Origin of the sequence: Flavobacterium sp. NRK F7, from assembly GCF_024054195.1 — a bacterium.
In the GTDB taxonomy this organism is placed as follows: Bacteria; Bacteroidota; Bacteroidia; order Flavobacteriales; family Flavobacteriaceae; genus Flavobacterium.
Window position 1 is genome coordinate 2,082,675 of sequence record NZ_JAMXLB010000001.1, and the last position, 26,567, is coordinate 2,109,241.

Consider the following 26,567-nt stretch of genomic DNA (forward strand, 5'->3'; position numbering starts at 1 on the left):
ATTATAAAATTATGATTGTGTTTTTAAAGCGTATCCTTATACCATTTATCTTCTTCAGGAAAACCATATTTTTTAGTATTAATTTTCCATTGTTCGTCTTCTTTTTTGAACACAAATTGGTCTTTCATATCTATTTGTTTGCCTTTTTTAAAATAAACTTCTACAACCGCACGAAGTTTAGACTTCATGATAAATACATATTTTGTATTAGGATGCTTAACATATTCGTATCGGGTTGGCTTACCCAAAGAGCCACTACCTTCATCAGTAGGTTTCAAACTAATTCCGTTTTTAATTTCTCTTCTTCGAAGCTTGTATTCCTCCCATAATTCATCTTGACCTGGTTGTACTTGATTGGGTTCTTTAGGGTTTCTTAAGGCTTCATTTCTTATGAAAATTTCTTCCTCTAATAAATGTAATTTTTGTAAATTAGTAAGTAAAAGATGTACAATCTCATCTGCAAAAGGTTGAAATGGTTCTGGTGTTTGACTCAAATCAATTACTAAAGGCTGTGCTATTTCAGTCTTAGTACGGTTTTCATCTTGTTTTTTTCTTCCGAATAGTTTGTCAAAAAATACCATTTATAAAATCAAATAATTTGTAAAAAGTACAAGTAAGTTTTAATCTGTATTTTCAAATATACACTAATTCATGTATTTAACCAATTGAAATTATAGAGTAACTTTAAAGTAGTATTCCATTTTCAAAATGGAATAGGTAAGTAGCATATTCTTCTCCTATTGTTTCCAACTATTCTATTTTATAAATGGAATCTTTTTTGCTACGATTGTCGCTATAAATGCATGAATTACACCAAAGAACATGCACACGCAAGTATAAACCAAACCTCTCCAAACTGAATTCATTTGCATAATTTTTATAGAGTCAGCCGTATCACGAGCATCAACTGTTGCTACAGGATTGCTAATTGTCTGTTCTTTATACTCAATTATTTTAGAAGCCAGTTCAGGATCAATATAACCATTTAGTATAACAATATAAATAGTATACATTAAACCACTAATAAGTCCTGAAAACAACCCAATAAGTAAGGTTTGCTTATAGGAAAAGGATAAAGGATTCAATTTTTTAAATTGGAAAATAGCATAAAAGATTGTCATGGTAAAAATTCCCCAATATACATAACTTAGTGTTTGATTATCTCTAAGTATCATACCTGTTTTGTATCGTATGATTCCAATACTGATTACGACAATTCCTAATAAACTACCATAAATTAATCCTGTTTGTAACGAATTTTTATTTGATTTCATTTTTGATTGATTTTGTCTCATTAGACAAAAGACAATCTGTTTTGTTACAGTATATTATAAACAAGATAGGTAACTAAAAGAATTGATTTTTCGTTTGATAACATACTTGGATAGTGGTATAGTTGATTTGATTGGTAACCGTCATTTTAAAACATCCAATAATTGATTGTCTTATTCTTCCGATTGATTTGAGGACATTTTTTCCCAAGCTTCCATTGTCATCACCACAAATTGATCCGATTTACAATCCCATAGGGAAACATATTTTTTTGAAATGACAATATTGGACTCCCAATCGGTAAATTTTTCATACAACATGGTGGTACAAATATCGGTGGCTGTCATTATTTCTGAATATTCTGGTAAATGGGTATGCATCGCAGCTGTTGTTTTACTATTTGCATCACCATTAAAATTTTCATATTCAAGACGAATCATACCTGCGTGAAGCTTTGTTGTTTTTTTAAAAGTACCTTTTTTATCAAAAGTTAATAAATAATCGTTTCCAAAAATAACCACGCCATTCTTTGTTGATCCCGTTAAAACATATACTTTTTTCTCTCCATTACTAATAAGTGGCACTAAATTAAAATTGGTATCTGGATAGTATTTAAAAATGGTATCGGAATTAATAGCAACTAAAGCATTTTTTCGAAGGGTATATAAATCCTGTTCCAAAGATGTAAAATCTCTTTCTACTAAATCAAGATTTGCATTTTTAACTGCAAATGTCTTATCAAAGGAGATGGTTCCTATGACTTTCGGTTTTTCATCTTTTGAAAAGAAAATACATCTGGCTACTTCCTTATCAGAATAAGAAAAATAGCCACCCACAGATTCTCTTATAGGATAATTTTCCATAAAAATATCAGTACCATACCAAGAAGCCATCTCAGATTCATAGAGTTTTTTACCTTCCATGAGCGTTGCATCTCTAAGTTTATCAATCTTACTTTGTGAAAAAGTAGTTATACTAGTAATTAGTAAAATGGAAGCGTAGAATAATTTTTTCATATTAGTAGGTTCTGAGTTTTTTAATAGTGATTCTTTTATTGAAAATAATAAATGGCTAATGGGTCAATTTTATAGTTAGCTGATGCGTTAATTTTTTAAATTCTTGAACGGTCTCTTCATAATTAGAATTTGCCATACCATAAACAAGAAGAGCAATATCATTTTTAATTAAAATAGTAATACAAGCGAGTTTCATTTTTGATTTATGTTCAAAATAAATTTCTGCTTCAATAGTATCATAATTATTAATACTTGTTTTGGAGATATTTTTGACTTCTTTCTTTACCATCCCTTGTTGGATTAATCCATTTACAAGATTTTCTAAAAAATCATCTTTTGACAGGGTTGTATTATTAGGTACAGAGGTAACCAATACCATCGATTCGTCTGTATAAGAATCTTTAACGACACCATTTTCAGAAAAGATAAACATATTGGCTGTAGCTTTGGCAAATTTAAATTTCGAATCAATTTTTTTCCACTTTAAATGCGCTCGATGCAAAGGGATCTACTTTTAAATTTGTATCGTACTTTATTTTCAATAAAGAAGCTTTAATTTCTGGTAAAATTTCATTCCTATCTTGCGTTAGGAATAGACACATAACCATTGCAGAAAAAGTATTGTCGCCAAATACTACCTGTAAGCTTTCATAACCATCTTGACCCTTAATGTGTGCCATTTTTGCTTTGTACCCATCGATTTTTAATTCTTCAAAATTTAAAACCGTTATACCTTTTTCTTCAAACTTAGATTTGGTATACGTTAAGGCATTGGATTCATAATTACCACCTATTAAATCCATTACTTGAATCATGGTGTTTTCGTCTTTTTCTAAACCAATAATAGTTTTAGATTCCTTAAAACCTTTTGGAGGTAGAATAAAAAGTCGGGTTCCTTTAATATTAATATACCCATCTTCAATAGATTGGTTGGAACCAAAAACACAAGCGGTAAGGAATAGGAATAAAATTATTTTAATTTTCATTTTTTTCATTTTTATAGTAAGAAGTAAACTTTATCATGTGTACTGGTTTTCAAATATAAACTATTTTAAATAGTCAGAAATAAATTAGTTACTTAAAACAAAACCTAAAAAGAATCCCAATCTATTTCAGTTTCTAAAATTTCTTTTGGAGGTATCATTTGAAAAGGCCTAATAAGTACTTCTTTTTTCTTTGAAATCGGTACATCCTATCAAATGAAGGATTAAAATTAGGATACTAAATTCAGACTTATTCATCATCAATTTTCAATAAATTATTCGTTCTAAAATCGATTAAACTTCCCTTTTTTGTAGCATAATTACCTCTTATAGTTGTTGTTTTATGGTTTGTAAGGTTGGTTATTTTAATTCCAATTTCGGATGTGTCTTCAACAGCATAATAGGTATCATAGATTACGTATTGATAATTACCATTGGTAAAAGTAACATAATTTAAATCCATTCCTTCATTTTGAATACCACCTCCACGTGAATAATAGGAGTAGGTAAATTTACTCCAACTATCCTTGGTTGTATCGGGATATTCCAATTCAATAGTAGTAGCTGTACCAAAGCGATAGATGAGGTATTGATTGTTTTTATCTTTCGCTAAAACAAGCTTTTTGCCTTTTTGAGTTTCAAAACTGTAGACTAATACTTCATTGGGTAAAATATAGTTTTGTGCAAAAAGGAGCGAACAAGAAAACAGCAGAAATAAAGTAATTAAAAGGGTATGTCTCTTTGGATTCATAAATTGGATATAAAGGGAAATTGAATTTGTGGATTGCATTACTTCTATGAGCATATTTTTAAAATATAATTCTTCTTATATATTCATACAATAGCAAAATACAAACATAGCTTGGTTATTGATACCATCATTTAGGATTACTAAAAGTATTTGCTTCTCTTTTTTCGAATTGTTTCGTATGTTCGTTTAAGATGTAAATTTCAGGTTTGCAAAAGGCACAATCGTTATAATAAAAATTACCTTCTTCGGGAGGATTTACAAGAAGCATCCTACTATCTTTTTTAAATTCGGTACCCACTGCTGAGGTTGGAGCGTCATATATTTTCCCAGTTCTTCGATCAATTAGTACGTGCATTTGGCAAGGACTTCCGCAACCCCAAGTGACAAAAGTGTAATGTCCAGCAAAATGATTATCTGGGTTGTTATAACTTTCTTTAATTCTTGTTCTGAATTGTTTTCCTAATTCATGTGAATTTAGGTCGAGTGGAGCCTTTAAATTTTCAAGTGTAACTTTAAAATCATCAAATGATATATACGGTTCAAATTGGATTAGTACTTCTTTTATTTTATCTTTTTGAATAGTTGTATCTCCAAAAACAATCACATTTCCTTGTTGAAATATTGTATCTATAACAGGTTCTGTAATTTTGGGTGCACTATTTAGTTTTATGGAATCTACTTTGGTTGCGGTAATTTCACTTTTATCCTTATCCTTACAACTAAAAAGCAAGAGAAGAGATATAAAAAAAGAGATGTTGAATTTCATGTGTATTTAATTTAGGTGTAGCTTTTACCATGCTAAGAATAGAAACTTCAACACCGATTATTCTTTAGTTAAAGATAAAATTTCTTAAAAAATGTAAATAGTATTTTTGAAAAAAAATACAATTCCTAGAAATGATTTTACCACACATTTTTATTAATTCCAATAAGTTTTTTCATGACTTGATTGTATCGGTACATGATTCTTATTTTTTCACGGCTGGGTTCAAAAAAGTAATCGTATTTTATTCCATATTCATTTTCTATTTCTTCAAACCTTTTTATGACATCTTCTTTTGGCCAATCAACTGCAATAGCAAGCAATCGTTTTTTTCCGTTTTGAAAATCTAATGCTGCTTGTTTTTCATTGTATTGTGCATAGAACTGGGGTTCGTTGATGGAATCTCGATAAACACTTATTTTTTTGTCAGATATTTTCAATTGTAAGGTGTCTTTGATTTGATTTAAAACGATTTCAAATTCTTCCTTGAATAATGGAAAAGATGCATTTACATAAATTTGAATAGAATCATTTTCTTTTGTTTTGAATTTAAAAATTCCTGTAGAATCCGTTTCAAGTTTTGATATATGATTGTTTTGAACTATTTCAATAGAATGTACGCGATTTGTCAAGTTCTTAATTGTTTGATTGGGGAAAGACTCGAGTACTTTCCAATCACTTTCTATTGATTTATAAAATGCTACTTTACCAACAATTTCTTTTTGAGAAAAAAGATTGAATTGGGAAATCAAAAAGGTTACTATGAAGAGTATTTTTTTCAAAGGGTTTAACTTTTAGTAAATAGGTGCTTTTTAAAACCGATTGTTTTGTAAAATTATAGTATTTATTCCAATTCAAGCCATAATCGAGTATTGAAATAAAATCCTTCACCATCCTTTCGACTTCTTTCAAAGATATCAATTCCAAATTTTTTAAATACGATTTCTTTCATAGTTTTTGAATAACATTACGAGTTATTATACCAAAATTACTCTATTTTAGCAATGATTTCATTATAAAAATTGCTTCATTAGGTACAGTATTAAAAATAATCCTAAACTTAAATACCAAGATTTCCGATTTACTTTATTCAGAATTCTAATAGGTTTGGTAGATAAAAGTACTAGTACACTCCAACTTAACAAAAATCCAATTCCTCCATAAATTTGAAGCCAATAATCAGGGTAAATGTTTGATTTTGTTACTTCTATAATTCTAAAAAATATAGTTTTTGTTATGTTTAGAGTTAGAATAACCCAACAACTATAACTGAAAATCCATCCTAATCTTTTTTCTTTTAGGATGAAAATGGGAGAAATAATGAGTAAAATACTAGTTAATAATTGAGATTGATGATGTAAGAATAAATAGAAATATGTACTATGAATTTCAGAAATTTCATTTTTGGCAGCTAATTCTATCGAATAATTACTCAGCTGAATACTCAGTTGTACAAGAAAATAACTAATTCCGAATCCTATAATTAGGTTTATAATGGCAATTGCGAGATTTATTTTTTTCCAAATAGGTTGCATCAAATTCTTTTTAAGGTTACAAAGTTTATAAATTTTTAGTCACTTTAAAACCGATTACTTTATTTCATCCGTTCAGCTTTCAGTCTCACATTTGTTAAAGATAAAATTTTTGGTAAAATGGTTGTTACCAACTCTTTTTACTTATCAAATAATCCACCAGCTGTGAATACTCCTTTTTTCTTTTGGTTAAACAACTCTTCAATGCTTTCACCATGGCTTCCTTTCCAAGTTCCTTTTTTTGTTTTTTGCACAGGATCAAATTGGTATTTCTGATGATAGAAATACCCTTTTTCCTTATTTAAAGAAAGGTATAAGAGTACGTAGTCATAGTTTTCAAATCCAGGTCTTCCATAATGGTCATAAGCCACAAATTCAATCGTATCTGTCTTTAAGTCATTGAATACATTTTGCACCACCTTATATTTGTTTTTAAAACCATGATCTATAACATAGGATACAGTTCTAATACTATCTCCAGTGATCGAGTCTATTTTAATTTCTGTATTATTTTCATTGGGATCAAATTCCATTACAGCAATTTTTTCTCCAATAAAAGCATAAAGATTGACAGCCTCATCGTTCTCTTGAAACCCAGATTTTGCTACCTTTTGAGTTGATTTACAACTCATCAGCAATAGTAAGATTCCGAGAATGGTATAGGTATGATTCGTATTTTTAAATGTCATGAAATTATTTAGTGAGTTAGTAATAGGGAAATTAGTAATACTTATTGAAACAAAACGCTATTGTACACTCTTTATTTTAGCTTTTCCCAACCGTTTACTGTTTTTTTATAATAATAAAAGTTGTCTAATCCAGTTCCACAATACAGAAAAGGTTTGTAACGATAATCTTCTATAACTGCAATTTTTGTTTTTGGATTGTAAATTGGAAAGGAAACATTATGTACATATTCATTATTAAACTTGGTACTCCATAATTTTTCCAAATCAATTGAGTCGTTCACTTTAAAAAATGAATCAAATTCCTCGCAGTCTATCACTTTTATATTTTTTATTTTGTCAGTTTTCCAATACTCTTTCGAAAATACGGGAATCAATATTTTTCTAAACGGCATATTTAGTAAGGAGTCAGTTCCAAAATAGGTGTGCTGGTATTCAGGTGTTTTAAGAATTCTATTGTTCCAATAAATTATAAAATCTGAATCGTATCGATTTAATTTTTCAAGAAAATGGGTGTTTATCAATTCGTAAGCCTCTTCTTCAGAAAATTCATAAATAATTTTTGGCTCTTTATCGTTACAGCTAAAAAGAAGTAAGGAAATAAATAGGATAGTTAGTTTTTTCAATTTTTTGCAAATGTTTCAGTTATGAATAGTTGCGCGACGTAGCACTTAACTTTACAAGTACACACCAAACTGACATGAGAGTAGCAAACTAGCGCATGCAAACTAGCAAGAATTTTCAGAAGTAGGAGAGAACAAAGAATTACTAATAGTCATTGTTGGCAAATCGTTTTTATTGTTTTTTATACTTATAAATTCTGTAACCATTTTTTTGGTCAAAACCATCTGGCATATAACCTGCTTTTAATATTCCAACCGCAATTATTGCCATATTCATTCCTACAGGGTCATTTAATTCATCTGAAATCCATAAAGTCTCTTCTGAATTCTCAAAGTTGTCTTGAACAAATTTTCTTGCTTCATCAAGGTTTTTTAAAGGCGTTCTATTGATTTTCTGTTCAGATGTTCCGTTTATTCTGTCTTTGAATTCTGTTCCCGATATCTTGTCAATTCGAGACAACATCATTGAATAATACGGTTCCAATTCTTCTCCAACATTTGGTTCTCCCAATTTCTTAATGAGTATTTCAAAATTTGGGTTGTCTTTAAAATTGTGCAACCGTTTTAAGGCTGCAAAACGCACATTCTTGTCAGAATCAAATAGGACTGCATAATAAATTAGATAAAAAAAGTTTGGGTCACCTTTGTCGCCCAACATCATAATATCTCCCATTCGTTCCTTATCGTTTCTATTTGCAAATTTCCGAATGGATTCTTTTCCGCTGTCAGTTAAATTTAATCCGACATCCGCAAAATCAATTTTAAGCGCTTTATTTTTCTTACTAAATATTTTATCAAAAAATCCCATTAAATTCTGTTTTGTTTAAATGTTTGCCAACATTTCGCGGCTTTGAAAGGTTACGAGCTTCATGACCGCGGACTTTCTACTAAGATAAAATTTATTTCGAGAAATAAACCTGTATCTACTACTAAATTCGCAATCTTGCCAAACCACTGTTAGCAACTGCTCTTTTTTCTGTTAGGGGTTAAACTTTTCAAATGTTTGACCGTTAAATGTATATGCCCCGTTCTCGTGTGTTCCAAGCCAAAGGTTACCATTGTTGTCTTTGTAAATGCTAAATAGCGTAATGTCTTGTGAATTATCTAGAACGGCATAATGCGTAATTTTCGTCCCGTCGTATTTCCAAACACCATTTCGATAAGTTACAAACCATAAATTATCAGTATTGTCTTTTACTGTTGATAGATACTCATTTAGGCCACTTGTTTTTTGTCCATCTAAACTGCCTATGCCTTCGTGTCTTGTATAAAACGTATTGCTATTTAATGTTAGGCTGTCATAAACACGATAACGGTTTTCGGTATTGAACCAAAAGTCACCATTTTTATCTTCTGTAATAGAACGCACTCCGTTAGCTCCTTCGTTACGAAACTCGGTCACATCTTCTTCGGTTATCCAATCAAACGATTTTCCATCATATCGGCAAACACCAACAGGGTTTGTACCAAACCAAATATTTCCTTTGATGTCTTTGTAAATACTATAGACTCCGAAAGGATTGGGCAGATTTGGTGGCTTAGGCAACTGCAATTGATGTAACGTTGTACCGTCATACCGATACACGTAATTTTCCAAATCATACGTATGTTTAAACCATAAATCGGTGGCTTTAAGTTGCCAATCATTGCTAGGAATTGGAGCTAATGTTTTAAATGTATTTCCGTCAAACTTAACAATGGTTGGTTTTGGATATAAGCTGGTGAAGTATAGCGCACCAGATGCATCTTGTTGTATTTCATCAATTCTATTGTTTGGCAAACCGTGCTTTGTGGTGTAATTTATCAATTTCTTTCCATCATATCTATAAACTCCTGTTTCCCAACTTCCAAACCAATAAACATTTTTCTGGTCTTGGTAAACAACCATTATATTGCTGCCCAGTTCCTTTACTGTGTCGCCATTTACAAATGCGTTTGAGTTATTTTTCTTATCAGTTGTCTGGCCATTGCATGAAGTCAACAGCGATACAATGCTAAAAAATAAAAGTAGGTTGGTTTTCATTGTCGTACTGTTTAATTGTTACAAGGTCTTTTCAGAGTTGTTGCTATCGTTCCAATGCTTGATCAGGTTGCGAGCTTCGCAACCAATTATTTTCTGTTAAAGATAAAATTTCTTGTGAAATATAATAGTCATTTTAATGCTAAATTCTAAGTCTCAACAAAGGCTTTTTAGCAATAGTTTTTATTTTTTGGCATTTATTTTCCTTGATAAATTTTCAAATACAGTTTTCAAACAAATATCCTCAGTATACTCAAATATTTCCAATAAGATTGTAACACTTTCAGTATTCCAAGCAGAATTAACGAACCCGTTTTTTTGGTAACGATTCAATAATTTTGTCAAGTTATCTTTTGAAGTTTCACCCCCAATTTCATTTTCCAATTCGAGAATAAATTCGTTTAAGTCATAGAGAGGTTTTATCCAATCTCTTTCTGCTTCAAGAATTCTTTCCGCTATTAATAAGTCTGTTTTATTTTCTAAAGCTTTATTTTCAACAATATCAAATAGAATGTCAAAAGTCATTTCATTTACATTTTTTTAATTACTGCTAAAGGTCTTATATAACCGTAAATTACAGATTTAAAGGTAATAATTTTTGATTTAGCACCGACGTTAGCAATTCTGAGAGGATTCTAGCCTGCCTTGAGCTTTTCGAAGGGTAGTCTAACCCTCCGTAATTGCAGTTATACATTGTTAGGCACAGTTATTTATTCTTCTATAAACATCATGTATATGATTTTCAGACGCAAATTCCTTCGGATTTTTATTCATTTCTTTGATTGTCAAATCCAAGAACTCTTCAAAATTATCAGCAACGACAACCATGTTTTCCTCTTCGCTACCAAAAATGATAACCTGTCCTTTTTTTCCTTTTTTATCTGGGTCGAGGTCAATTCCAATGAAATTACCACTATAATCATGAAAAATTGGAATCCATTTATAATGGTAATATTTCTTTTTGATTTTGCCTTCTGGACATGAAGTGAAATCTACTTCTTCCTCCCATATATAATCCTTTCTTTCCACTGAGTATTTACCGTCGGGCGTCAATTTAAATTCTAAACTGTCCCAATTATAGTCTTTCTTTTCTAATTGATAAATTTCGTCTCCAAGGTCAAATATTTTATCTGAATACTCTTCTTTTAAAGAATACCTTACAATTTCACCGTTATCATACTCGACTGAAACTTGGCTATATGTACCCTGAGCACAACTAAATATCGCTTTAGTCCATTTTTTTGATATGAACCCAAACTTTTTTTTGTTTGGAATGGATTTAAAAAATAAGTTTGAGATTTCGTTCAGTATTTTTTTCAGATTTATTGAGGTCAATTATTTTTCGCTCAATAGGTTTAAGTAGACCTATAGCAAATTCGAGTTTTGATATAATTTTTTTAGTACTTAAAAATTCATGTCCAAATAAAATACCAGAATTATTACCTATTTCACCATTAAAATATTTATAGATATCGGTAAAGGTTTTTGGTAATTTTTCGTTAAGTATTTCCTGTAATTGGGCAAAATCTGTTTCACCACTTTCATGGTTAATTTTATTGACTTCTCCATTATAGTTTTCCGAAGTCCAATTAGCTATATGTTCAATTTTCTCTAATGTGTTCATTGTTTTTAAATTGTGTCTAACGGTTTGCAGCTATCCTTAGTGACGGCAAATTAAGGCTAACTTTAACAAATATAAAATTAGTTTGACTTGAGCTTGGTTTTTCCGAAGAAAAAACCAAGCCCGAGCCATTGAGGTTAACTGCTGTTGTGCACAGTTTTTTTTAGTTTTAGTATTTCAAGCATTCCTAAACTCAGGATAGCAATTATTATTCCTTGTATAAGAATTAATCCTATTCCGAAATTAGGTAAACTAGTAAATTCAGAATTGTCAGAACTTGGAACATAATCTCTATGAAGACTTGTTACAAATATTACGTAACGTTCAAAATAATATCCGATTTTCATTCCAAAAGCCACTAAAAGAACATACCAAAAATTTGATGCTAATTTTTTATAAAACAAAGTAAATGGAAAAATTAATGCACATAAAAACATAATCCAATAAGCAATTTTATAAGGTCCAGTTGCTCTGTCAATAAAAGAATATTTTTCCGGATTTATATTCATTCCAAACAGATAGAATGTCCAAGTTATTATTGAATATATTATTATTATCCAACGAAATATATTTAGTGATTTTTTAGTTTCATAGCGCTCTTTGAATAAAAAGTTTATAATTATTAAAGTCAGGATAATAGGAATCAGACAATAAATTAGATTTGCGTCAATTATTTCAATTATTCTATAATACAATTCCATTTTTGATATTTCCTTCGATTCACAAATTGTGCACAACGTCCCGCCGGTTTTAAGAAGTAGGAGATTTTTGTTCCCGAACCATTCCATTAGGACTAAAGTCAAATATATAAAATTACCTTTAAATTTTGCCTAAATCCTCAATTTCTTAAAACCGCTGTTGTGAGCAGTACTTATATATTTAAAGTTTTAACTAGTCTAAGAATTATTAAATGTAAGTATTCATCCATTTTGTATTTCTTTGGTCTAAATTCATTGAAGCTATCCAAATTTTCAGCTTGATAAATTATCGCTTCTTGATATTCGGGAGTTTTCTTAAATTTTGAAAACAGCTTTTTCTTAAGTTTTAATAAATCTCTATGGGTTAAATCAAAGTTTTTTTCCACATGCCCATTTTTAAATTCAAATAAAAGATAATTTTCAAAATACATATCAGTCCAATTGTTTTTGGTTGTATAAAACTCCTTTCCATATGGGAATGTTTGAATGTTGGAATAGAAATTCATAAAGATTTTGGATTGAGTAGGGAAGAAACCCTTAAAAACCGACCGATTGCCAAGTTGATCATTTTTCTCAATTAATATTTCTACATCGGTTAAGAATAATGAATCATTTTCAATTGTATAAGTCAATATATACAAACCATAATTTGCAGACGTTTCAATTGCGTCTTTTGGTTTTGGAATTTTTTTATCTTCTAAATATTTATGTCCTGGACTAAAACTATTCCACTCATATTCTTTTCCTTTATAAATTAATTTATCAGGAATTTGAGGAGTTGCGCAAACCTTACAACTAATAAAAAATATAAATATTATTAAGTTTTTCATCGTTTTAATTGAGTTCTGTTTCGTCTAGTCAATTAGTATTGCTCACAACGTTTGGCAGCTTGTAGCAGTTGTGTAAATTTATACCAAAAGAGTACAAGTACAAAACTGCTCATGGAATTTTCGGAAACACGAGCACAGAGTGCGAACTGGTGCAACAATTTTCAGATAGTCACTGAACTAGTCATTACTTATAATCGCTATTAGCAACAGGCTTTATAAATTATTTTTATTCCATTTTTCAGCTCTTTCGTAAATCCTATTTGCTAATTCCATTCCGTCCAAGCCAACAAAATCATCCCAAGCAGAAGTAGGGGCGAACCATAAGCATATTTGCTCGAAGTTTGGTACATTTTGACCTTTTAAATCATATAATTCTTCAACAAATGCATTATAAAAGTCTTCAACAGAATTGAAATTGTTGGAAGATCCTCCAGTTAATTTACTTAAAACTTCTTCAGCTTGTTCCAAATCCTTAAATAAATCAAACATTTCGTATTTTTTCCAAATCCCAACTTTATCCATTTTTTAATGTCCCGTTATTGTTAATAAATTTAAATTCATAATCTTGATTTATTATTTTTCCGCCAAGAGAAATAAATGTTCCAAATTGACCTCGCCAATCTTCTATATCAGAAATTGTAGATGTGTCCCAACGTATTAATCCGCAAAGATTATTTTCGTCAGTTACAGAATTTATAACTACGCCAAATTCTCCATTCAATGAAACTTTTATGCCAAGTGTAAAGTCTACGCTTATTTTTTTCAAGCTTGCTAAAACGGCTGTTAGCAGTAGTATTTATTTCCAATCTTGATTTTTACGTAAATCGAAAAGCAATTCATAAACTCTTTTCAAACCATAAGTACCAATTAAACCATAATCACCAATTGTTTTGGTTTTGCCATTATCATAAGTTATTTTTAAAGTTGAACTTTGATCGTCAGTCCAATTTACTGAGTAAGAATTTTTCAAGTTAACAAAATCAATATAATTTATTATAGCATTGAGTTCATTAAATTTTTCCTTAGAAATTATGGTTTTGAATTTTCCTTCTTCTTTGTTTGAGTAGTTTTCTCTATTGTCATCAAAATTAAAATGTTGAGCAATAAATAATGCAGATTTATCTTTATTAATTTCTAATTTGAAAATTGGACATACTCCATAACATCCTGAAGTTGAGTATTCAATTTTTTCAATATTATGTTCCTCTTGATTTTCATTATATTCAATAAAATTACCATACTTAAAGGTTAATTTTGTTTTTGATTCTTTTTCAGATGGTATAAATTTATTTCCTAAAGTTTTAGGAGTATAGATCATTAGAAAAGCTTCACCATTTTCATATTCAACCTTGGGTACAATAGGATAATGCCTGTTCTTGTTAATATCAATTACATTAATTTTATTATTGTAGTTCATTAAAACTAAAGTACTATAATCACAAGATTTTTCGCCTTCAATTCCAGGTCTAAAGCTTATGCAATCGTGATTATCCCCAATGATTAATAAATCAGTTAAACCATTATTGTCAAAATCAGATTTTAAAAAGCAATCGTACATTTTAACTTTTTTAGCTAGAATTTTATTTAAACTATCTTCAGTTCCTCTGTCAAAATCTTCTATTTTTTTTAATTCAAATTTTTTATAAATAGTGTCAATTTTGTGAATATAATTCTCAATATCTTTTTGGGTTTCTAACGTATCAATTTCAGACTTTATCGCTTTTGCTTTAATAAAAGGATCTTTCTTTTTACATGAAATAAAAAAAGTTAAAACAATAAATAATTTAAGGAGTTTCATTTTCTAGTAATGTTTGATAATAGTATTGCTAACGGTCCAGCTCTTAGCGAGGTTACAAACTTCGGAACCGATTATTTTCTGTTAAAGATAAAAATTCTTGCGAAACGTAAACGTGAATTTACTTCAAAATTCGCAATCTTGCCAAACGCCTGTTGTGCAATGTTTTTTATTTCACGAATTGTTTTTCATTAATTTCTCCATTAATCTCATTTGAAAATATACTTGATTTTGAAGCAAATGATTCATATTTAAGTCGAAGTTTGGTTTTAAAATTTCCGCCATATTTTTGCATTGCACAAATGACAATATTGTTCGGTGGACAATAAAAATCTACAATTCCATTTCCACACTCAAATCTCATTCTTTCTTGAATTGGTTGCCATTCTCCATTTCTATTTTTCGCTTCAATAATTATAGGTAAATATTCTGCATAACCAATAGTTAAAGTATCATTACTAATGTTTTTTATAAAAATTGGATTTGCAATTTTATCATTTCTTTTTTCTGTTTTAGAATATTCATATAATCCCATTGGAATTCCAATTATTCTTGTTGTGTCAATAAATATTTCTAATGAGTTTTGTATTGGAAATTTATATTTTTTTAAAGCTTTATTTTTTTCAACCGTTTTGTAATTCTGATACGATATTTTCACTTCTTTAGATATTTTACCAATATATAATGGACATATTTCTGCAACAGTTAACTTATCTGCATAATCTAATTTTAGTTTATTTGTAAATTTATCTTTTATTTCAATTTCACTATATTCTATTTTGTCATTTTCTGGGTTTTTATTTTTACAATTTGAAAAACAAATAAAGAGAAAAATTAAAACTAAAATTTGGGTTATTTTCATTTTTACGTTTTTTTGGTAAAATATTGCACAACGTTTTCGGGCTTTGCGAAGTTGAGAACTTCGGAACCTTTTATTCTCTGTTAAAGATAAAATTTCTAAATTACTAAAATAGCTATAATATTATTAAGTTTTTAAAAAACAACAAATATGAAACAATGTAAAATATGAGCGGAAATAGTACTGTTAATAGGTTAAGTCTTGTGTCAATTATTGCGTTTTTGGGATTTTCAGGGTCATATGATATTTCTATTTTCTGATTTTCTGAGAAATTATATTTTTTAGCAAAATCCTTAAAAGGGGTAAGAATTCTAATGTTTTTTGTCACACAATCATTTTCATATTCTCTTGAGTTTACCGTGTAATTATATCGAATCATTTCTTTCCAACCTTCTGTATCAGAGTCAGTTTTTGACCGAAACCACTTTACTTCACACTCTACAATAATGGCTTGTGTTTTTTTCCATTTTTTTATGGTTACCCAATAGAAAAATATGGTTTTACTAACTAGGATTAACCAAACAAAGAAAGTGATAATAAAAATAATTTCGACAAAGTACATTATGTTCTTTTCTTCCATTTTCTTTTTTAGAGTTTTTTGTTAAGGTAATTTAAAAAATGCATTATATCGTATCTATTCTAATTCAAACCATAATTGAGTATTAAAATAAAATCCTTCACCATCCGCTTGAATCATTCCTGAAAAGTTTTTTTCTAAATAAGTCATTAAGACACCATTTACCTCATAACCTTTATCAACAATATCTGAAGTAGGTAATTGAATGCAAACAATATATTTTGTTTTATTTAAATGATGGATTACTTTCTTTTTCTTTAATTCAAAGAATTTAGGTTTACCAATCCATTCTAAAAATTCGGCTATTTCTTCTTCAGCAAGCGAATCTGATTTTCCAACTTCATTAATTTCAACAAGTAATGGCATCCTTTCCGAGTCATAGTTTAATTCAAATTTAGTCCATTCAACTGCTTTCTCATTTTCCAAATCTGAATTACTCTCAATAGGATAACCACTAAGGTTTAAATTTTCTAGTAAGTCATTTATGGTAGGCTTTTCTTGACTCGTACAAAATACTCTGGTATAATATCCCATATGATTAGTTGATTTGTTGAACAGTTTTCATTCTTCAATCCCTTTTAAAATATTTAATCTATTTTTGGGAGCGTTTGGAGAAAAGAAGTTAGGGATAGTAGTTTCAATGCGTTGCGGACGGTTTAAAAATACAACAGGCCATTCGGTAAGTCTTTCTTCTTTGATATGAATATAATGCTCTGGTTCAGGTTCGTCTATATATTCCTTTTGCAAAATTAATGCTATAGGAGGGGTTGTTCCTACATTGTTCTCACTAAATTCAAGGGCGTCTTCATAAGTATCAAAAACATAAAAATAGTCATCACCATTATCATAATCAGGTGCTCCTTTTTCTGGATAACACCAAACGCGATATTCTAACACTTCATCCCATACATAACCTCCTCCCGATTTTACGTATGCTGGATAATTTCCCATCTTTTCTTTTTGTACAACTTTCGGATATTTTGACATTTTAATACTAAGACTACTAATTATTAACAGTAAGCCAACAACTGATTTTTTAAAATTGAAGTTGAGGTTGAATATTATTTGCAACCAAGTTCTAACAAATATAAACTTATTTTAGAAAATTCAGAGACTCAAGCATTTTGTGCAAACTGGCATAAGCAAAATCCGCTATAATTTTCAGAAGTAGGCGAGAACCAGCAATTACTTATAGCTATTGTTACCTGTAGTTGTTTTATTTAAATTTTGTTCTTATTAATTCAATCAGTTCGTTTGAGTCAGTTGCATTTTCATTGAACAACCTTAAAGGTTCTCTGACTTTTGGATATTCATCCACAAATTCAATTCCGTCAATTTCTTTCAGGTCAAACTTATCCATTGATTCAAGAAATGACTCTTGGTCAACTCCCCAAAATTTTATGTATTTAGATTCAGGAACGAAAATTTCAATCAATTCAGAATCCGAGTGAAATATCATTCCAATGTCGATAAACGTATCAGAAATAATTTCAGTCTCGTATTTGGCAAGAAATTCAAGAGTTCGATTTTTGTCAGAGTATTTTCCATATTCAGGTTCACAATCCAAATGATTAAAAATCAATGAAATTTCATCTGGTAGTTGCTTACTCAATTCGAGTATTAAATTCCAAAGTCTTGAGTTGTCAATATTAATTTCTGCGTAAAAATTAAATGCTAATTCCTCGTGTTCAGGATTATTGTCTTTTGACAGAATTTTGAATCCTTCTACAATTTTTGCTTTTTTCCGTAATTCCAATCTTTCCTTAACTGAAGAATTCATAGGAACTTCATCCAATTCTGGTTGACGTAATGTTATAGGAAGTTCTAAAGTTGGTTTCATAATTACTGCTAACTAGTATATACGCGCTACTTGATAGCGCCAATCTACCCATGAGGTAAATGCGAATGTTGTTGTGCTTTTATTTTCCTTCAAATATAACGTTTCTAATTGCTACTTACAACTGGTAAAATTACTCCGTTGTAAAGTTCGAAACTTCAGACTTTGCAAAGCAGACAAAGCCATTTACTTTAACCGCTGTTATATGCTGTTTTTTTTTAGAATTCAGTATCATCTCTTTCACAATACCAATTAGGCTGACATTCTGAAACTAAGCATCCTCCTGCGTGATATTTTTTTTCTTTTGTTGTAATTTCGTTTCCGTTTTTATCTACTTTTTTACCTTTCTTATTTACAAAATAGACTTTGCTGATAAAACCATAAACAATTGGTATTACTTTATCCTTTTTTCCGCATTTTATACATTTGGGTTTCTCTTCCGAATTTTTATATGGACAAACTGGACAAATTGAAATATCAGCTGTATAAATTTCATTTTCATTAAGTTGAATTATATAATACATATTTGTTGGATAATTGCGAACTGAAAATGAAAGTTTCAAAGTGTCTGCTTTTAAATTTTCAAATTTAAATTCTAAATTTTCATTCAAAAGAATACTATCATTTATTGTTTTTGATTTTAAAAAGGCATAAATATTTTTCGGAAGATGTTTTATATTTTCGCTATCATTTACAATAATTTTTCCAACTATTTTTCCATTTTGTGCATTGCAAAATATAGAGAACATAAGAAAAAATATTATTTTTAAAATATTTTTCAAAACCATGGTTTATAATTTTTTGTTGTTTTCTGAGGCAAAATAGCGCCCAGCTTCGCAAAGTCTGGAAGTAGTCATTGAAGCAAAACGCTGTTAAGAGAAGTTTTTTTAGTATATTTCAATTGTTTTTGCCAATTCATTATACAGTTCGGTGTTGTCTTCTTTTTCTGAATCCATAAATGTTATTTGGTAAAACTGATTTTTTATAGGAACAGCATAGACTGTTATTGTAACCTTTTCTTCGCCATTTTTTGCTTTTAAAGTGTAAGCGCAGACAGCTTTTACGCAATCTAATCCACTAATTTTTGTTTTAACTGGGTTTGATAAATATTGAAAATCTGGAAAAACATTTTTTATGCTGCTAAAACTTTCTTCAATTACATTTTTAAACTCATCGAAAGTTTTAGAATTATTTTTCCGCAAATTCACCTTTATAGTTGGAATAATTCCTGGAGTTGTTTCAATAGGATATTTATAAAACGTAACTACTTGAATAGTTCCTTTATTTTGTTCTAATAATTTATTTAGTGTTTCTGTATCGAGTTTTATTTGTTTTTTTATGTTTTCTAGACTTTCTCCACTTTTTGCAACAATCCATTTTTCAGGTTGTTCAATATTAAATCCTAAACTCTCGTTTTTAAATGTGTTTTGTCCTAAACAAGTATTCGCAATTAATAAAATAAGAATTAATTTAATGTTTTTCATATTTTTTCTGTTTTTCAGTAAAATCTCGCCTAACAGTCATGTATAACCTAGAGTAACGGGTTAATATGCGTTAATTTGCGGTTATACATTATTGTGTGCAGTACTTTTTCTTTTATTTGTTATTATTTGTTCAGCCCAAGAAATTTTTTCAGCAAAACTTTCTGTTTCAAATTCAAAATATTTCTGTTGAATTTTGTTAAGAGTTTTATCTGACAAAATCCAATTTATTAATTCCTCCACGTTTTCTTTTTGATCGTGAAATCCGCTGATTTTTTTTCTATCAAAAAGTGTCGTTTGTTCGTCAACAATAAATTCAGCTAAATGCTTTATTCCAGCTTTTGATTCCGATTGAGTCCAAACGTCAAGCAGATCAGAGAATTTTGGGTAAAAATGTGCAATAGCAGAAAAGTAATCTTTAAATTCAAATTCTGCTTTTCGGCTGTTGTCATTTACAATACTTTCCCAAAGTGCAATCATAAATTCGTGAATTACTTTTTGCTCTTCTTCTGCCCAATTTTGGAATTCTGCAAGAGTAAGTTTGTCAAATGCAATCCAAATTTCGTAAGGTGTTCTTAATTCAGCTGTTAGCTCAAAAATTCGAGGAAGAAAATGTTTATAGTCGTTTGCATTTCCCCAAGTTGTCATTGCTTTTCCTGTGAAATGAGATAAATCATCTTCATCTAATTCTCGCAATGGTTTTGAAAATAATTTCTTATTCCACTTGTCCAAGTCATCATAATTTGGACTTCCATTCATTGCAGAATTACTATGATACTTTTCAAAAGTCTCATACAATTTCTCAGTGTTATTTTTTAATCTCTCGGTCATTTTAGGAAGTACACACAACGGTTTTCTGCTTTTAACAGTTGTGTAAATTTATACCAAAAGAGTACAAGTACAAAACTCCTCGTGGAATTTTCGGAGACCCGGGCACAAAGTACGAACTGGTGCAGCAAAATTCCGAACACAAGCCAAGTCTAGCAATTGCTACAAACCGCTGTTAGCCACAGTAATTGGTTTACTCTTACTTAAATTTTGTAAAATCAATTTCTTCATTTAAGAACTCTAAATCAATAAAATAATTCTCATCATCAAAATCATTAGATGTATATACACTTATATAATCTCTCAATCTTAATTTAAATTCTACTACAGTTTTATCCATGTGAACAGTAGTTGAAAATTCTTTTTTAATCTTACCACTCTCTTTGTATTTACACAATATCTTTGTTGAATGTAAATCTACTAAATCAACTCTTTTTGGATCTCTAGACATCCATTCAAAAAAATTTTCATCTTCATTTGACAGTGAATATGTGGCAGAATTTCTATCTACTTTTGTGTCAAAGTTTATAATAACACAGTCGTCAGTTTTGATTCTTATTTCCTTCCAATCGTTACGGAGTTTTTTTAAAACTTGCATGTGGTTAGTTTTTCTCCAAGTATTAAATTTTTTTCTTGAGTATTTGCTCCAGAAATAAAGAGAAAAATATAAAAGTAATGCTATTGAGAAGTATATCCAGGTCATTTTTGGTGTTATTGTGGCTAACTAAAATATACACGCTACTTTATAGCGCCAACCTACTCATTTTGTGAGGTATGCTATGTTTGTTGTGCTTTTATTGTCCTTCAAATATAACGTTTCTAATTGCTACTTACAACAGGTAAAATTACTCCGTTGCTCCGTTGCGCAAAGTCTCCCGACTTGGAGCTAAATTATAAAATCATTGATATAACGATTTTATAAATGATTTTTTTGTGTTACTAAATTAACTAAAAGTACTATTAAATCGACCTCAAAGTCAGGTGCTTTGCGGAGCGGATTCCATTACAAAAAGTCCCAATTGAATTCAGCTACGAGCTTTTTAGTTATAAACCTTTCCATAAAACTCTTTCACTAAATTTTTCTGTATTGCTGCTGATTGAGGCCAACTCCACAAAATTATATGAAACAATATTAAATGAACGATTATCAAGTTGATAAGTGATTTTTTCAACGTCTTACTTTTTTTCGTCAACAACATTGAAATTAAGAGATATGAAATTATCCAAAAAGGAATATAAAGAATTCTTCCCATTCCAGTTTGTGGAAATAGATTTACAAGCAATACTAATTCTAAAATTCCAATTAACATTGAAATAATTATTAAAAGAATTCTTTGGTTGTTTTTCATCATTAGGTTCTAAAATATTGAGGGCTGAAAACTGACCGCTTAGCATATACGCGCTACTTTATAGCGCCAATCTACCCATTTTGGGAGGTGTTATGCGAATGATTGTTGTACTTTTATTGTGCTTCAAATATAACGTTTCTAATTGCTACTTACAATAAGTAAAATTACTTAGCTGAACAAAGTCGGGAGTCCGAAACTTCCGACTTTGAGCTAAATTATAAAAAACATTCATATAACGATTTATAAATGATTTTTTTGTGTTAGTAAATTAACTAAAAGTGCCATTAATTCGACCGCAAAGTTGGGGGACTTTGCGGAGCGGGGGAAGTGTAAGCACTAGTTTTTCCAATAAAAACCCAAAACTTCGCTTTTTTTAAAACCAATTTTAGTGGTTGTTTAAATGTTTGGTATAATTATTTTTGTGTCAATATTGTATAAGTCGTAAACAACTTTAGCTTTATTTACTGTTCTTTTATCATTACTTATAAAATAATCACAGAAAGAAGCGTAAAAAGTATGGCTACTATCCCAAAATCTTGCATAATTTGATTTTGCTGTTGCTTTATCTTTCCAATACCCTAGCATATCTAATAATTCAAAAATTGCAGCAATCATATTGCTTCTTCCTAAAGTATATCCGTCTTTATGATTTGAGATACCAATTTGAATCATATCTAGAAAAGTATATTCTTGACCAAACTGAGAAAGTTTCTTTGTTAATTGATCAATTACTTCTAATGGACTGTAAATATTTATTTTTGAAGAATCAATATTTAACACTTTTCGGACTTCTTTTTTTTGTTCTTCTGTTATCAAATTAACCATATTTTTCATTAAATCTTGAGTAAATGATACTTCAGTAATGGTTTGAATAACATTAAAGGGACTTTCTATAAATTTATTAACTTGATTATTTAAATTTTCATTTAGATAATGGTTGTTTGTGAATTTTTCAATAGTATTTAATCTTTGATTTATTCTTTCAATTCTTTGTTTTTCAGTTTTGCCTTTTATTTCGAGGGTCTCTTGTATGTGTGATGTTGAAAAAAAAATTTTATCTATTCTATTTTCTATTAAATTCTCTAAATCACTAAGCTTTAGAGTTTCGTTCTCTAAATATATAAAGATATTATTGTCTAGATATAGATTCATTTTATGGATAAATAACTGCTAACGGTCAAGTATAAGCGTAGTGTGGGATTAGAGACACTTCACTTTCGGTTTATTATGTTTGTTAATATTCAATTCGTTTGTTTTTTAGTAGTTTAGCCCGTATTTCACTTATACAATTTTGTTTGCTGGCTTTTTCATTTTACTCTTAATATTTTAGCATCAAAGTCAGCCATTAAATAAACTCGGTCAAACTCTGATTCCATTTCATAATTTTCAGATTCGTTTAATTCATAAGATACAGAAGAAAGTGAGCCAATTAAAAGAATTAACCATAGTTCAGTCAATTGTTTTTCACTTTTTTTATATCCCAAAATTTTGGATTCTTTTTTTTCTATTTCTAATTTCAGACGTTCCCTTGTTAGGTATTCAGCTTGCCAATTTTTCTCTTTATATGAGAATGAAACTTGGGAATGTCTTGTCGTTTTTATATTCGTTATTTTTTCAGGCAGTTCAAAGTCCTTTTCCAATCTTGTCCATTGTACATAATCGGCAATTTTTTCAGCTAATTTGGGTTTCTCTCTTTGGCTATAATTCCATTCGTCATTTTGTACTGAAATAGTTGCGTGAACATTGATATTGGGATATTTCTGTTCAAATATTTGTTCTGCATAATCCAAAAGTGTTTTAACTCTGAAATATCTTTGAGCGTCTTCTGTTAGAATTTGAGTGTGTTCAAGTCCGATTAAATTGTCGTTTAGTTCGATAATGAAATCAGGTTTTGGTGGTTGTGGTTTGTCTACAATTCTAATGTCACAATCAATTTTGTATGCGAACTTTCCAATTTGACAAATTTCAAGGGTTTCTTGTTTATTTAAGTCAAAATTATCAAGTATTGGATTTATTACATTTCCCAATTCAACCGACTCTTTTTTGAAGGCTTCTATTTGCTTTTTGAATTGTTCTATGTCGATTTTGAAGTTCATTTTCAGCTTGCACACAAATATTATATATACACTACTTTATACCACCAATCTACCCATTTTTGGAGGCATATCCAAATGTTTGTTTTGTTTTATTGTTCTTCAAATATAACGTTTCTCATTGCTACTTACAACAGGTATTTCTACCTGTTTTTATCTTATCAATAACAATCTCTTCTCAAAATAAAAAAACAACCCCCTACAAACGCATTTCCACCTACTCAGATAGTCTAACTCGTACTCAGACGGTCTACTCACGTACTCAGATGGCGTTTTCACCTACTCAGACGGTGTTGCTCGTACTCAGATGGTCTTTCCACCTACTCAGACGGCGTTGCTCGTACTCAGATTGTATTTCCACTTACTCAGATGGCGTTGCTCGAACTCTAATGGGGTTTTAACCTCCTAAAAATAGGGGTGTAGTTGCTAAAAAAGTAGTTTTTGAATCGAAATACCCTGGATTTTTAAGTAAAAATCCATTATTACAATAATTGTATGAAAATGGAGGGAGTTGCCAAAAAGAAACCCTGCCTTTACTGTGGGTACAGTAAGCGCAGGGTAGTTATAAGGTATTGGAAATGAGGAACTAAAAACCTAGTATTAGATTTTTACCGTCCATCCAAAAGTATCTTCTTCTAATTTATATTGAATATTATTCAATTTTTCTTTTAATGCTAAAGCAACGGGTTGGTCTAACTTTGGTAATTCATAATAGGTACCTTGGTATTCAAATCCTACAATTGGGTTAACCACAGCTGCCGTTCCCGCTCCAAAAATCTCTTGTAAGGTGCCGTTTTGAGCCGCTTCAACTAATTCAGTTACTAATACCGGACGCACTTCTACGTTGATGTTTTCTCGTTTCGCAAGGTCAATCAAACTCTTACGGGTCACACCATCTAAAATACGTTCGCTCGTAGGTGCTGTATATAAGGTATCGTTAATTCTAAAGAATACGTTCATCGTACCGGCTTCTTCTAATTTGGTATGCGTCGCATCATCGGTCCAAATGATTTGTTGATAGCCTTTTTCATTGGCTAATTTGGTTGGGTAAAACTGCGCAGAATAGTTACCTGCTGCCTTAGCTGCTCCAATTCCTCCGTTTGCGGCACGACTAAAATGCTCGGCAATCAATACTTTTACTTCTCCTGAATAATAGGATTTAGCAGGAGATAAAATAATCATAAAACGATAGAAAACGGCTGGTGCAGCAACCACACCTTTACCCGTTGCAATCATAAAAGGTCTAATGTATAACGAACTTCCTTTTCCTTTTTTTACCCAGTCTTTTTCAATTTCTAATAATTGCTTCAAACCGCCCATAAAAACGTCCTCAGGAACTTCTGGCATCGCCATTCTTACGGCACTTTTGTTAAAACGCTCGTAATTTTGGTCGGGTCTAAAAAGCCACACATCATCTTGCTCGTCTTTGTAGGCTTTCATTCCTTCAAAGATTGCCTGACCGTAATGAAATACTTTAGCAGAAGGATCAATCATAAAAGGAGCATACGGCTCTATCGAAGGTTTTTTCCAAACGCCATTTTCATAATCGCAAACCAACATATGATCGGTAAAAACATTTCCAAAACTTAGGGTTTCAAAATCAACATCCTTAATCTTTGATACAGAAGCCAATTTGATATCGATATCTGCTATAGTTTTAATTTCCATTTTTTAGTTGTTTATTTAGTTTTATTAAAAAAAAATCAACGGAATTTCTCCCTCACCGATTTTCATTGCAAATTTAGCAAAAAAAGATTTGTTCTTTTAACATGGCAAAGAAAATAAATAGAGGTATTATCAACAAAAAATACTTATTTTTAAACAATTAATTTATTTTTGTAGTAAATAAAACAACGAATTCCATGAAAAAAATAATGCTAGTGGCTGCATGTGCCGCTTTTTACTTCAGTTGCCAAGAGAAAAAACAAGAAGAAACAACGGTTGCCGAAACTACGAATGAAAGTAACTATGCTTCTTTTGGAGCAACCATCAACGAGGAAGGGGCTTTGTCTTCTGAAGAGATGATGCAAAAATTCAACGGTCTAAAAGAAGGGGATACGATTGATGTAAAATTCAAATCAACCATTCATAATGTATGTCAGAAAAAAGGATGTTGGATGACCTTAGACTTGGCAGACGATAAAGAAACCTTTGTGAAATTTAAAGATTACGGTTTCTTTGTACCCATGAACGCTACCGATAAAGAAGTTATCGTTAATGGTAAAGCCTTTGTAAGTGTAGAAAGTGTAGAAGATTTACAGCATTATGCAAAAGACGCTGGGAAATCACAAGAAGCAATTGATAGTATCACCGAGCCAAAAGTGACGTATTCTTTTATGGCTGATGGGGTTTTAATTGCAAAATAATGAAACAGTTGTACTTAGGAATACTGGTTCTTTTTTTGAGTAGTTGTAACCAAAAGGAAGCGGCTACTGAAAAGCAAGAAGAGGAAGCATTCAAAATGTATGAGTTTTCCGAAATGGCCGGTTTGATGGAACAGTTTTATGCAGAAAACAACAAACTGAAACAACAAATAGTTAACGGTGATACTTTGGGTTCTTTTCCTTCTTATTTTGCAAGCATTCACACAGTTGATTTAACAACGGCTTCCGATAGAGATGCCTTCTTTAACGAACAAGCGCAAAAATTCATTGAAGCGGAACAACTAATCTTTACTGATTCTTTGAACCGAAAAGAACATTTTAATGCGGCTATTGATGCCTGTATTGCTTGTCATCAGCAAAAGTGTTTGGGACCTATTCCAAGAATTAAGAAACTATATATTCAATAGTGATACAGGAAGTTATCTAAAAAGATACTATTTGTCTTTCCGAATTTATGTAAACGCTTTGCATCTTTATTTTCGGAATCTAAATAAATGCTAAATGTAATTATTAGAGAAACTGAAACAAGTTCAGTTTGACAAAATCTATTTTTTTAGATAACTTTTCTT

The 26,567-nt window shown here is 30.2% G+C and carries 35 protein-coding genes; 2 read left to right on the top strand and 33 right to left on the bottom strand.

All coding sequences use genetic code 11. The features are described from left to right. Positions 1-23: 23 nt before the first annotated feature. From NHF47_RS09245 to NHF47_RS09405, 33 genes are all read right to left on the bottom strand, one after another. The gene (locus tag NHF47_RS09245) at positions 24-581 is read right to left on the bottom strand and encodes a hypothetical protein (protein ID WP_252764644.1); all 558 of its coding nucleotides are present in this window, start codon (positions 579-581) and stop codon (positions 24-26) included. A gap of 174 nt (positions 582-755) precedes the next feature. Next, positions 756-1,274, bottom strand: a complete 519-nt coding sequence (locus NHF47_RS09250; protein WP_252764645.1) for a DUF4199 domain-containing protein — start codon at positions 1,272-1,274, stop codon at positions 756-758. Between the two features lie 171 nt (positions 1,275-1,445). Next, positions 1,446-2,288, bottom strand: a complete 843-nt coding sequence (locus NHF47_RS09255; RefSeq protein WP_252764646.1) for a hypothetical protein — start codon at positions 2,286-2,288, stop codon at positions 1,446-1,448. A gap of 55 nt (positions 2,289-2,343) precedes the next feature. Then, positions 2,344-2,790, bottom strand: coding sequence for a hypothetical protein (locus NHF47_RS09260; RefSeq protein ID WP_252764647.1), 447 nt, complete (start codon positions 2,788-2,790; stop codon positions 2,344-2,346). Further along, the gene (locus tag NHF47_RS09265) at positions 2,756-3,274 is read right to left on the bottom strand and encodes a hypothetical protein (protein ID WP_252764648.1); all 519 of its coding nucleotides are present in this window, start codon (positions 3,272-3,274) and stop codon (positions 2,756-2,758) included. Before NHF47_RS09265 ends, NHF47_RS09260 begins: the two co-directional genes overlap by 35 nt. 247 nt (positions 3,275-3,521) lie before the next feature. After that, entirely contained in the window at positions 3,522-4,076 is a 555-nt protein-coding gene (locus NHF47_RS09270) for a hypothetical protein (RefSeq protein WP_252764649.1), read from the bottom strand. 73 nt (positions 4,077-4,149) lie between these two features. After that, complete coding sequence (locus NHF47_RS09275; RefSeq protein ID WP_252764650.1) at positions 4,150-4,788, bottom strand: hypothetical protein; 639 nt, start codon at positions 4,786-4,788, stop codon at positions 4,150-4,152. Between the two features lie 137 nt (positions 4,789-4,925). Continuing rightward, positions 4,926-5,567 (bottom strand): hypothetical protein, encoded by a 642-nt coding sequence (locus NHF47_RS09280; RefSeq protein ID WP_252764651.1) that lies wholly within the window; start codon positions 5,565-5,567, stop codon positions 4,926-4,928. A 231-nt stretch (positions 5,568-5,798) separates the two neighbouring features. Continuing rightward, positions 5,799-6,320 (bottom strand): hypothetical protein, encoded by a 522-nt coding sequence (locus tag NHF47_RS09285; RefSeq protein ID WP_252764652.1) that lies wholly within the window; start codon positions 6,318-6,320, stop codon positions 5,799-5,801. Positions 6,321-6,457: 137 nt separating this feature from the next. Beyond that, positions 6,458-7,006, bottom strand: coding sequence for a hypothetical protein (locus NHF47_RS09290; RefSeq protein ID WP_252764653.1), 549 nt, complete (start codon positions 7,004-7,006; stop codon positions 6,458-6,460). 71 nt (positions 7,007-7,077) lie between these two features. Then, positions 7,078-7,629 carry a hypothetical protein gene (locus NHF47_RS09295; protein WP_252764654.1) on the bottom strand — a complete coding sequence of 184 codons (552 nt, stop codon included), beginning with the start codon at positions 7,627-7,629 and terminating at the stop codon, positions 7,078-7,080. A gap of 169 nt (positions 7,630-7,798) precedes the next feature. Then, the gene (locus NHF47_RS09300; protein WP_252764655.1) at positions 7,799-8,434 is read right to left on the bottom strand and encodes a hypothetical protein; all 636 of its coding nucleotides are present in this window, start codon (positions 8,432-8,434) and stop codon (positions 7,799-7,801) included. A gap of 171 nt (positions 8,435-8,605) precedes the next feature. Beyond that, positions 8,606-9,649: a two-component regulator propeller domain-containing protein gene (locus NHF47_RS09305; RefSeq protein WP_252764656.1), complete on the bottom strand. Its 1,044-nt coding sequence runs from the start codon at positions 9,647-9,649 to the stop codon at positions 8,606-8,608. 180 nt (positions 9,650-9,829) lie between these two features. Next, complete coding sequence (locus NHF47_RS09310) at positions 9,830-10,171, bottom strand: hypothetical protein (RefSeq protein ID WP_252764657.1); 342 nt, start codon at positions 10,169-10,171, stop codon at positions 9,830-9,832. A 171-nt stretch (positions 10,172-10,342) separates the two neighbouring features. Further along, a complete protein-coding gene (locus NHF47_RS09315) occupies positions 10,343-10,981 on the bottom strand; it encodes an SMI1/KNR4 family protein (protein ID WP_252764658.1) in 639 nt (212 codons plus the stop codon). After that, positions 10,926-11,270, bottom strand: coding sequence for a hypothetical protein (locus NHF47_RS09320; protein ID WP_252764659.1), 345 nt, complete (start codon positions 11,268-11,270; stop codon positions 10,926-10,928). Before NHF47_RS09320 ends, NHF47_RS09315 begins: the two co-directional genes overlap by 56 nt. A gap of 134 nt (positions 11,271-11,404) precedes the next feature. Further along, positions 11,405-11,776 carry a hypothetical protein gene (locus NHF47_RS09325; RefSeq protein ID WP_252764660.1) on the bottom strand — a complete coding sequence of 124 codons (372 nt, stop codon included), beginning with the start codon at positions 11,774-11,776 and terminating at the stop codon, positions 11,405-11,407. 362 nt (positions 11,777-12,138) lie between these two features. Next, on the bottom strand, positions 12,139-12,795 hold the full coding sequence (locus NHF47_RS09330) for a hypothetical protein (RefSeq protein ID WP_252764661.1): 657 nt from the start codon (positions 12,793-12,795) through the stop codon (positions 12,139-12,141). A 213-nt stretch (positions 12,796-13,008) separates the two neighbouring features. After that, on the bottom strand, positions 13,009-13,317 hold the full coding sequence (locus tag NHF47_RS09335) for a hypothetical protein (protein ID WP_252764662.1): 309 nt from the start codon (positions 13,315-13,317) through the stop codon (positions 13,009-13,011). Beyond that, positions 13,310-13,561, bottom strand: a complete 252-nt coding sequence (locus NHF47_RS09340) for a hypothetical protein (RefSeq protein WP_252764663.1) — start codon at positions 13,559-13,561, stop codon at positions 13,310-13,312. Before NHF47_RS09340 ends, NHF47_RS09335 begins: the two co-directional genes overlap by 8 nt. 30 nt (positions 13,562-13,591) lie before the next feature. Continuing rightward, the gene (locus tag NHF47_RS09345; RefSeq protein WP_252764664.1) at positions 13,592-14,593 is read right to left on the bottom strand and encodes a DUF6438 domain-containing protein; all 1,002 of its coding nucleotides are present in this window, start codon (positions 14,591-14,593) and stop codon (positions 13,592-13,594) included. A gap of 166 nt (positions 14,594-14,759) precedes the next feature. Then, on the bottom strand, positions 14,760-15,452 hold the full coding sequence (locus tag NHF47_RS09350) for a hypothetical protein (protein ID WP_252764665.1): 693 nt from the start codon (positions 15,450-15,452) through the stop codon (positions 14,760-14,762). 112 nt (positions 15,453-15,564) lie between these two features. Next, positions 15,565-16,029 carry a DUF3592 domain-containing protein gene (locus NHF47_RS09355; protein WP_252764666.1) on the bottom strand — a complete coding sequence of 155 codons (465 nt, stop codon included), beginning with the start codon at positions 16,027-16,029 and terminating at the stop codon, positions 15,565-15,567. A gap of 54 nt (positions 16,030-16,083) precedes the next feature. Beyond that, positions 16,084-16,560 (bottom strand): hypothetical protein, encoded by a 477-nt coding sequence (locus NHF47_RS09360; protein ID WP_252764667.1) that lies wholly within the window; start codon positions 16,558-16,560, stop codon positions 16,084-16,086. 27 nt (positions 16,561-16,587) lie between these two features. Continuing rightward, the gene (locus NHF47_RS09365; RefSeq protein ID WP_252764668.1) at positions 16,588-17,013 is read right to left on the bottom strand and encodes a hypothetical protein; all 426 of its coding nucleotides are present in this window, start codon (positions 17,011-17,013) and stop codon (positions 16,588-16,590) included. A 229-nt stretch (positions 17,014-17,242) separates the two neighbouring features. Continuing rightward, positions 17,243-17,806, bottom strand: coding sequence for a hypothetical protein (locus NHF47_RS09370; protein ID WP_252764669.1), 564 nt, complete (start codon positions 17,804-17,806; stop codon positions 17,243-17,245). Between the two features lie 275 nt (positions 17,807-18,081). Further along, positions 18,082-18,645: a hypothetical protein gene (locus NHF47_RS09375; RefSeq protein WP_252764670.1), complete on the bottom strand. Its 564-nt coding sequence runs from the start codon at positions 18,643-18,645 to the stop codon at positions 18,082-18,084. Positions 18,646-18,750: 105 nt separating this feature from the next. Further along, on the bottom strand, positions 18,751-19,347 hold the full coding sequence (locus NHF47_RS09380) for a PsbP-related protein (RefSeq protein ID WP_252764671.1): 597 nt from the start codon (positions 19,345-19,347) through the stop codon (positions 18,751-18,753). 81 nt (positions 19,348-19,428) lie between these two features. Next, positions 19,429-20,175 (bottom strand): hypothetical protein, encoded by a 747-nt coding sequence (locus tag NHF47_RS09385; protein ID WP_252764672.1) that lies wholly within the window; start codon positions 20,173-20,175, stop codon positions 19,429-19,431. Between the two features lie 196 nt (positions 20,176-20,371). Then, the gene (locus tag NHF47_RS09390) at positions 20,372-20,875 is read right to left on the bottom strand and encodes a hypothetical protein (protein ID WP_252764673.1); all 504 of its coding nucleotides are present in this window, start codon (positions 20,873-20,875) and stop codon (positions 20,372-20,374) included. 1,042 nt (positions 20,876-21,917) lie between these two features. After that, positions 21,918-22,673: a hypothetical protein gene (locus tag NHF47_RS09395; RefSeq protein WP_252764674.1), complete on the bottom strand. Its 756-nt coding sequence runs from the start codon at positions 22,671-22,673 to the stop codon at positions 21,918-21,920. Between the two features lie 155 nt (positions 22,674-22,828). Then, positions 22,829-23,617 carry a hypothetical protein gene (locus NHF47_RS09400; protein WP_252764675.1) on the bottom strand — a complete coding sequence of 263 codons (789 nt, stop codon included), beginning with the start codon at positions 23,615-23,617 and terminating at the stop codon, positions 22,829-22,831. Positions 23,618-24,214: 597 nt separating this feature from the next. Beyond that, positions 24,215-25,282 (bottom strand): branched-chain amino acid aminotransferase, encoded by a 1,068-nt coding sequence (locus NHF47_RS09405; protein ID WP_140998364.1) that lies wholly within the window; start codon positions 25,280-25,282, stop codon positions 24,215-24,217. Positions 25,283-25,476: 194 nt separating this feature from the next. On the opposite strand from NHF47_RS09405, the gene NHF47_RS09410 reads away from it, so the two are divergent. After that, the gene (locus NHF47_RS09410) at positions 25,477-25,980 is read left to right on the top strand and encodes a DUF4920 domain-containing protein (RefSeq protein ID WP_252764676.1); all 504 of its coding nucleotides are present in this window, start codon (positions 25,477-25,479) and stop codon (positions 25,978-25,980) included. Beyond that, positions 25,980-26,405, top strand: a complete 426-nt coding sequence (locus NHF47_RS09415) for a hypothetical protein (protein WP_252764677.1) — start codon at positions 25,980-25,982, stop codon at positions 26,403-26,405. Before NHF47_RS09410 ends, NHF47_RS09415 begins: the two co-directional genes overlap by 1 nt. The last annotated feature ends 162 nt before the right edge of the window (positions 26,406-26,567 follow it).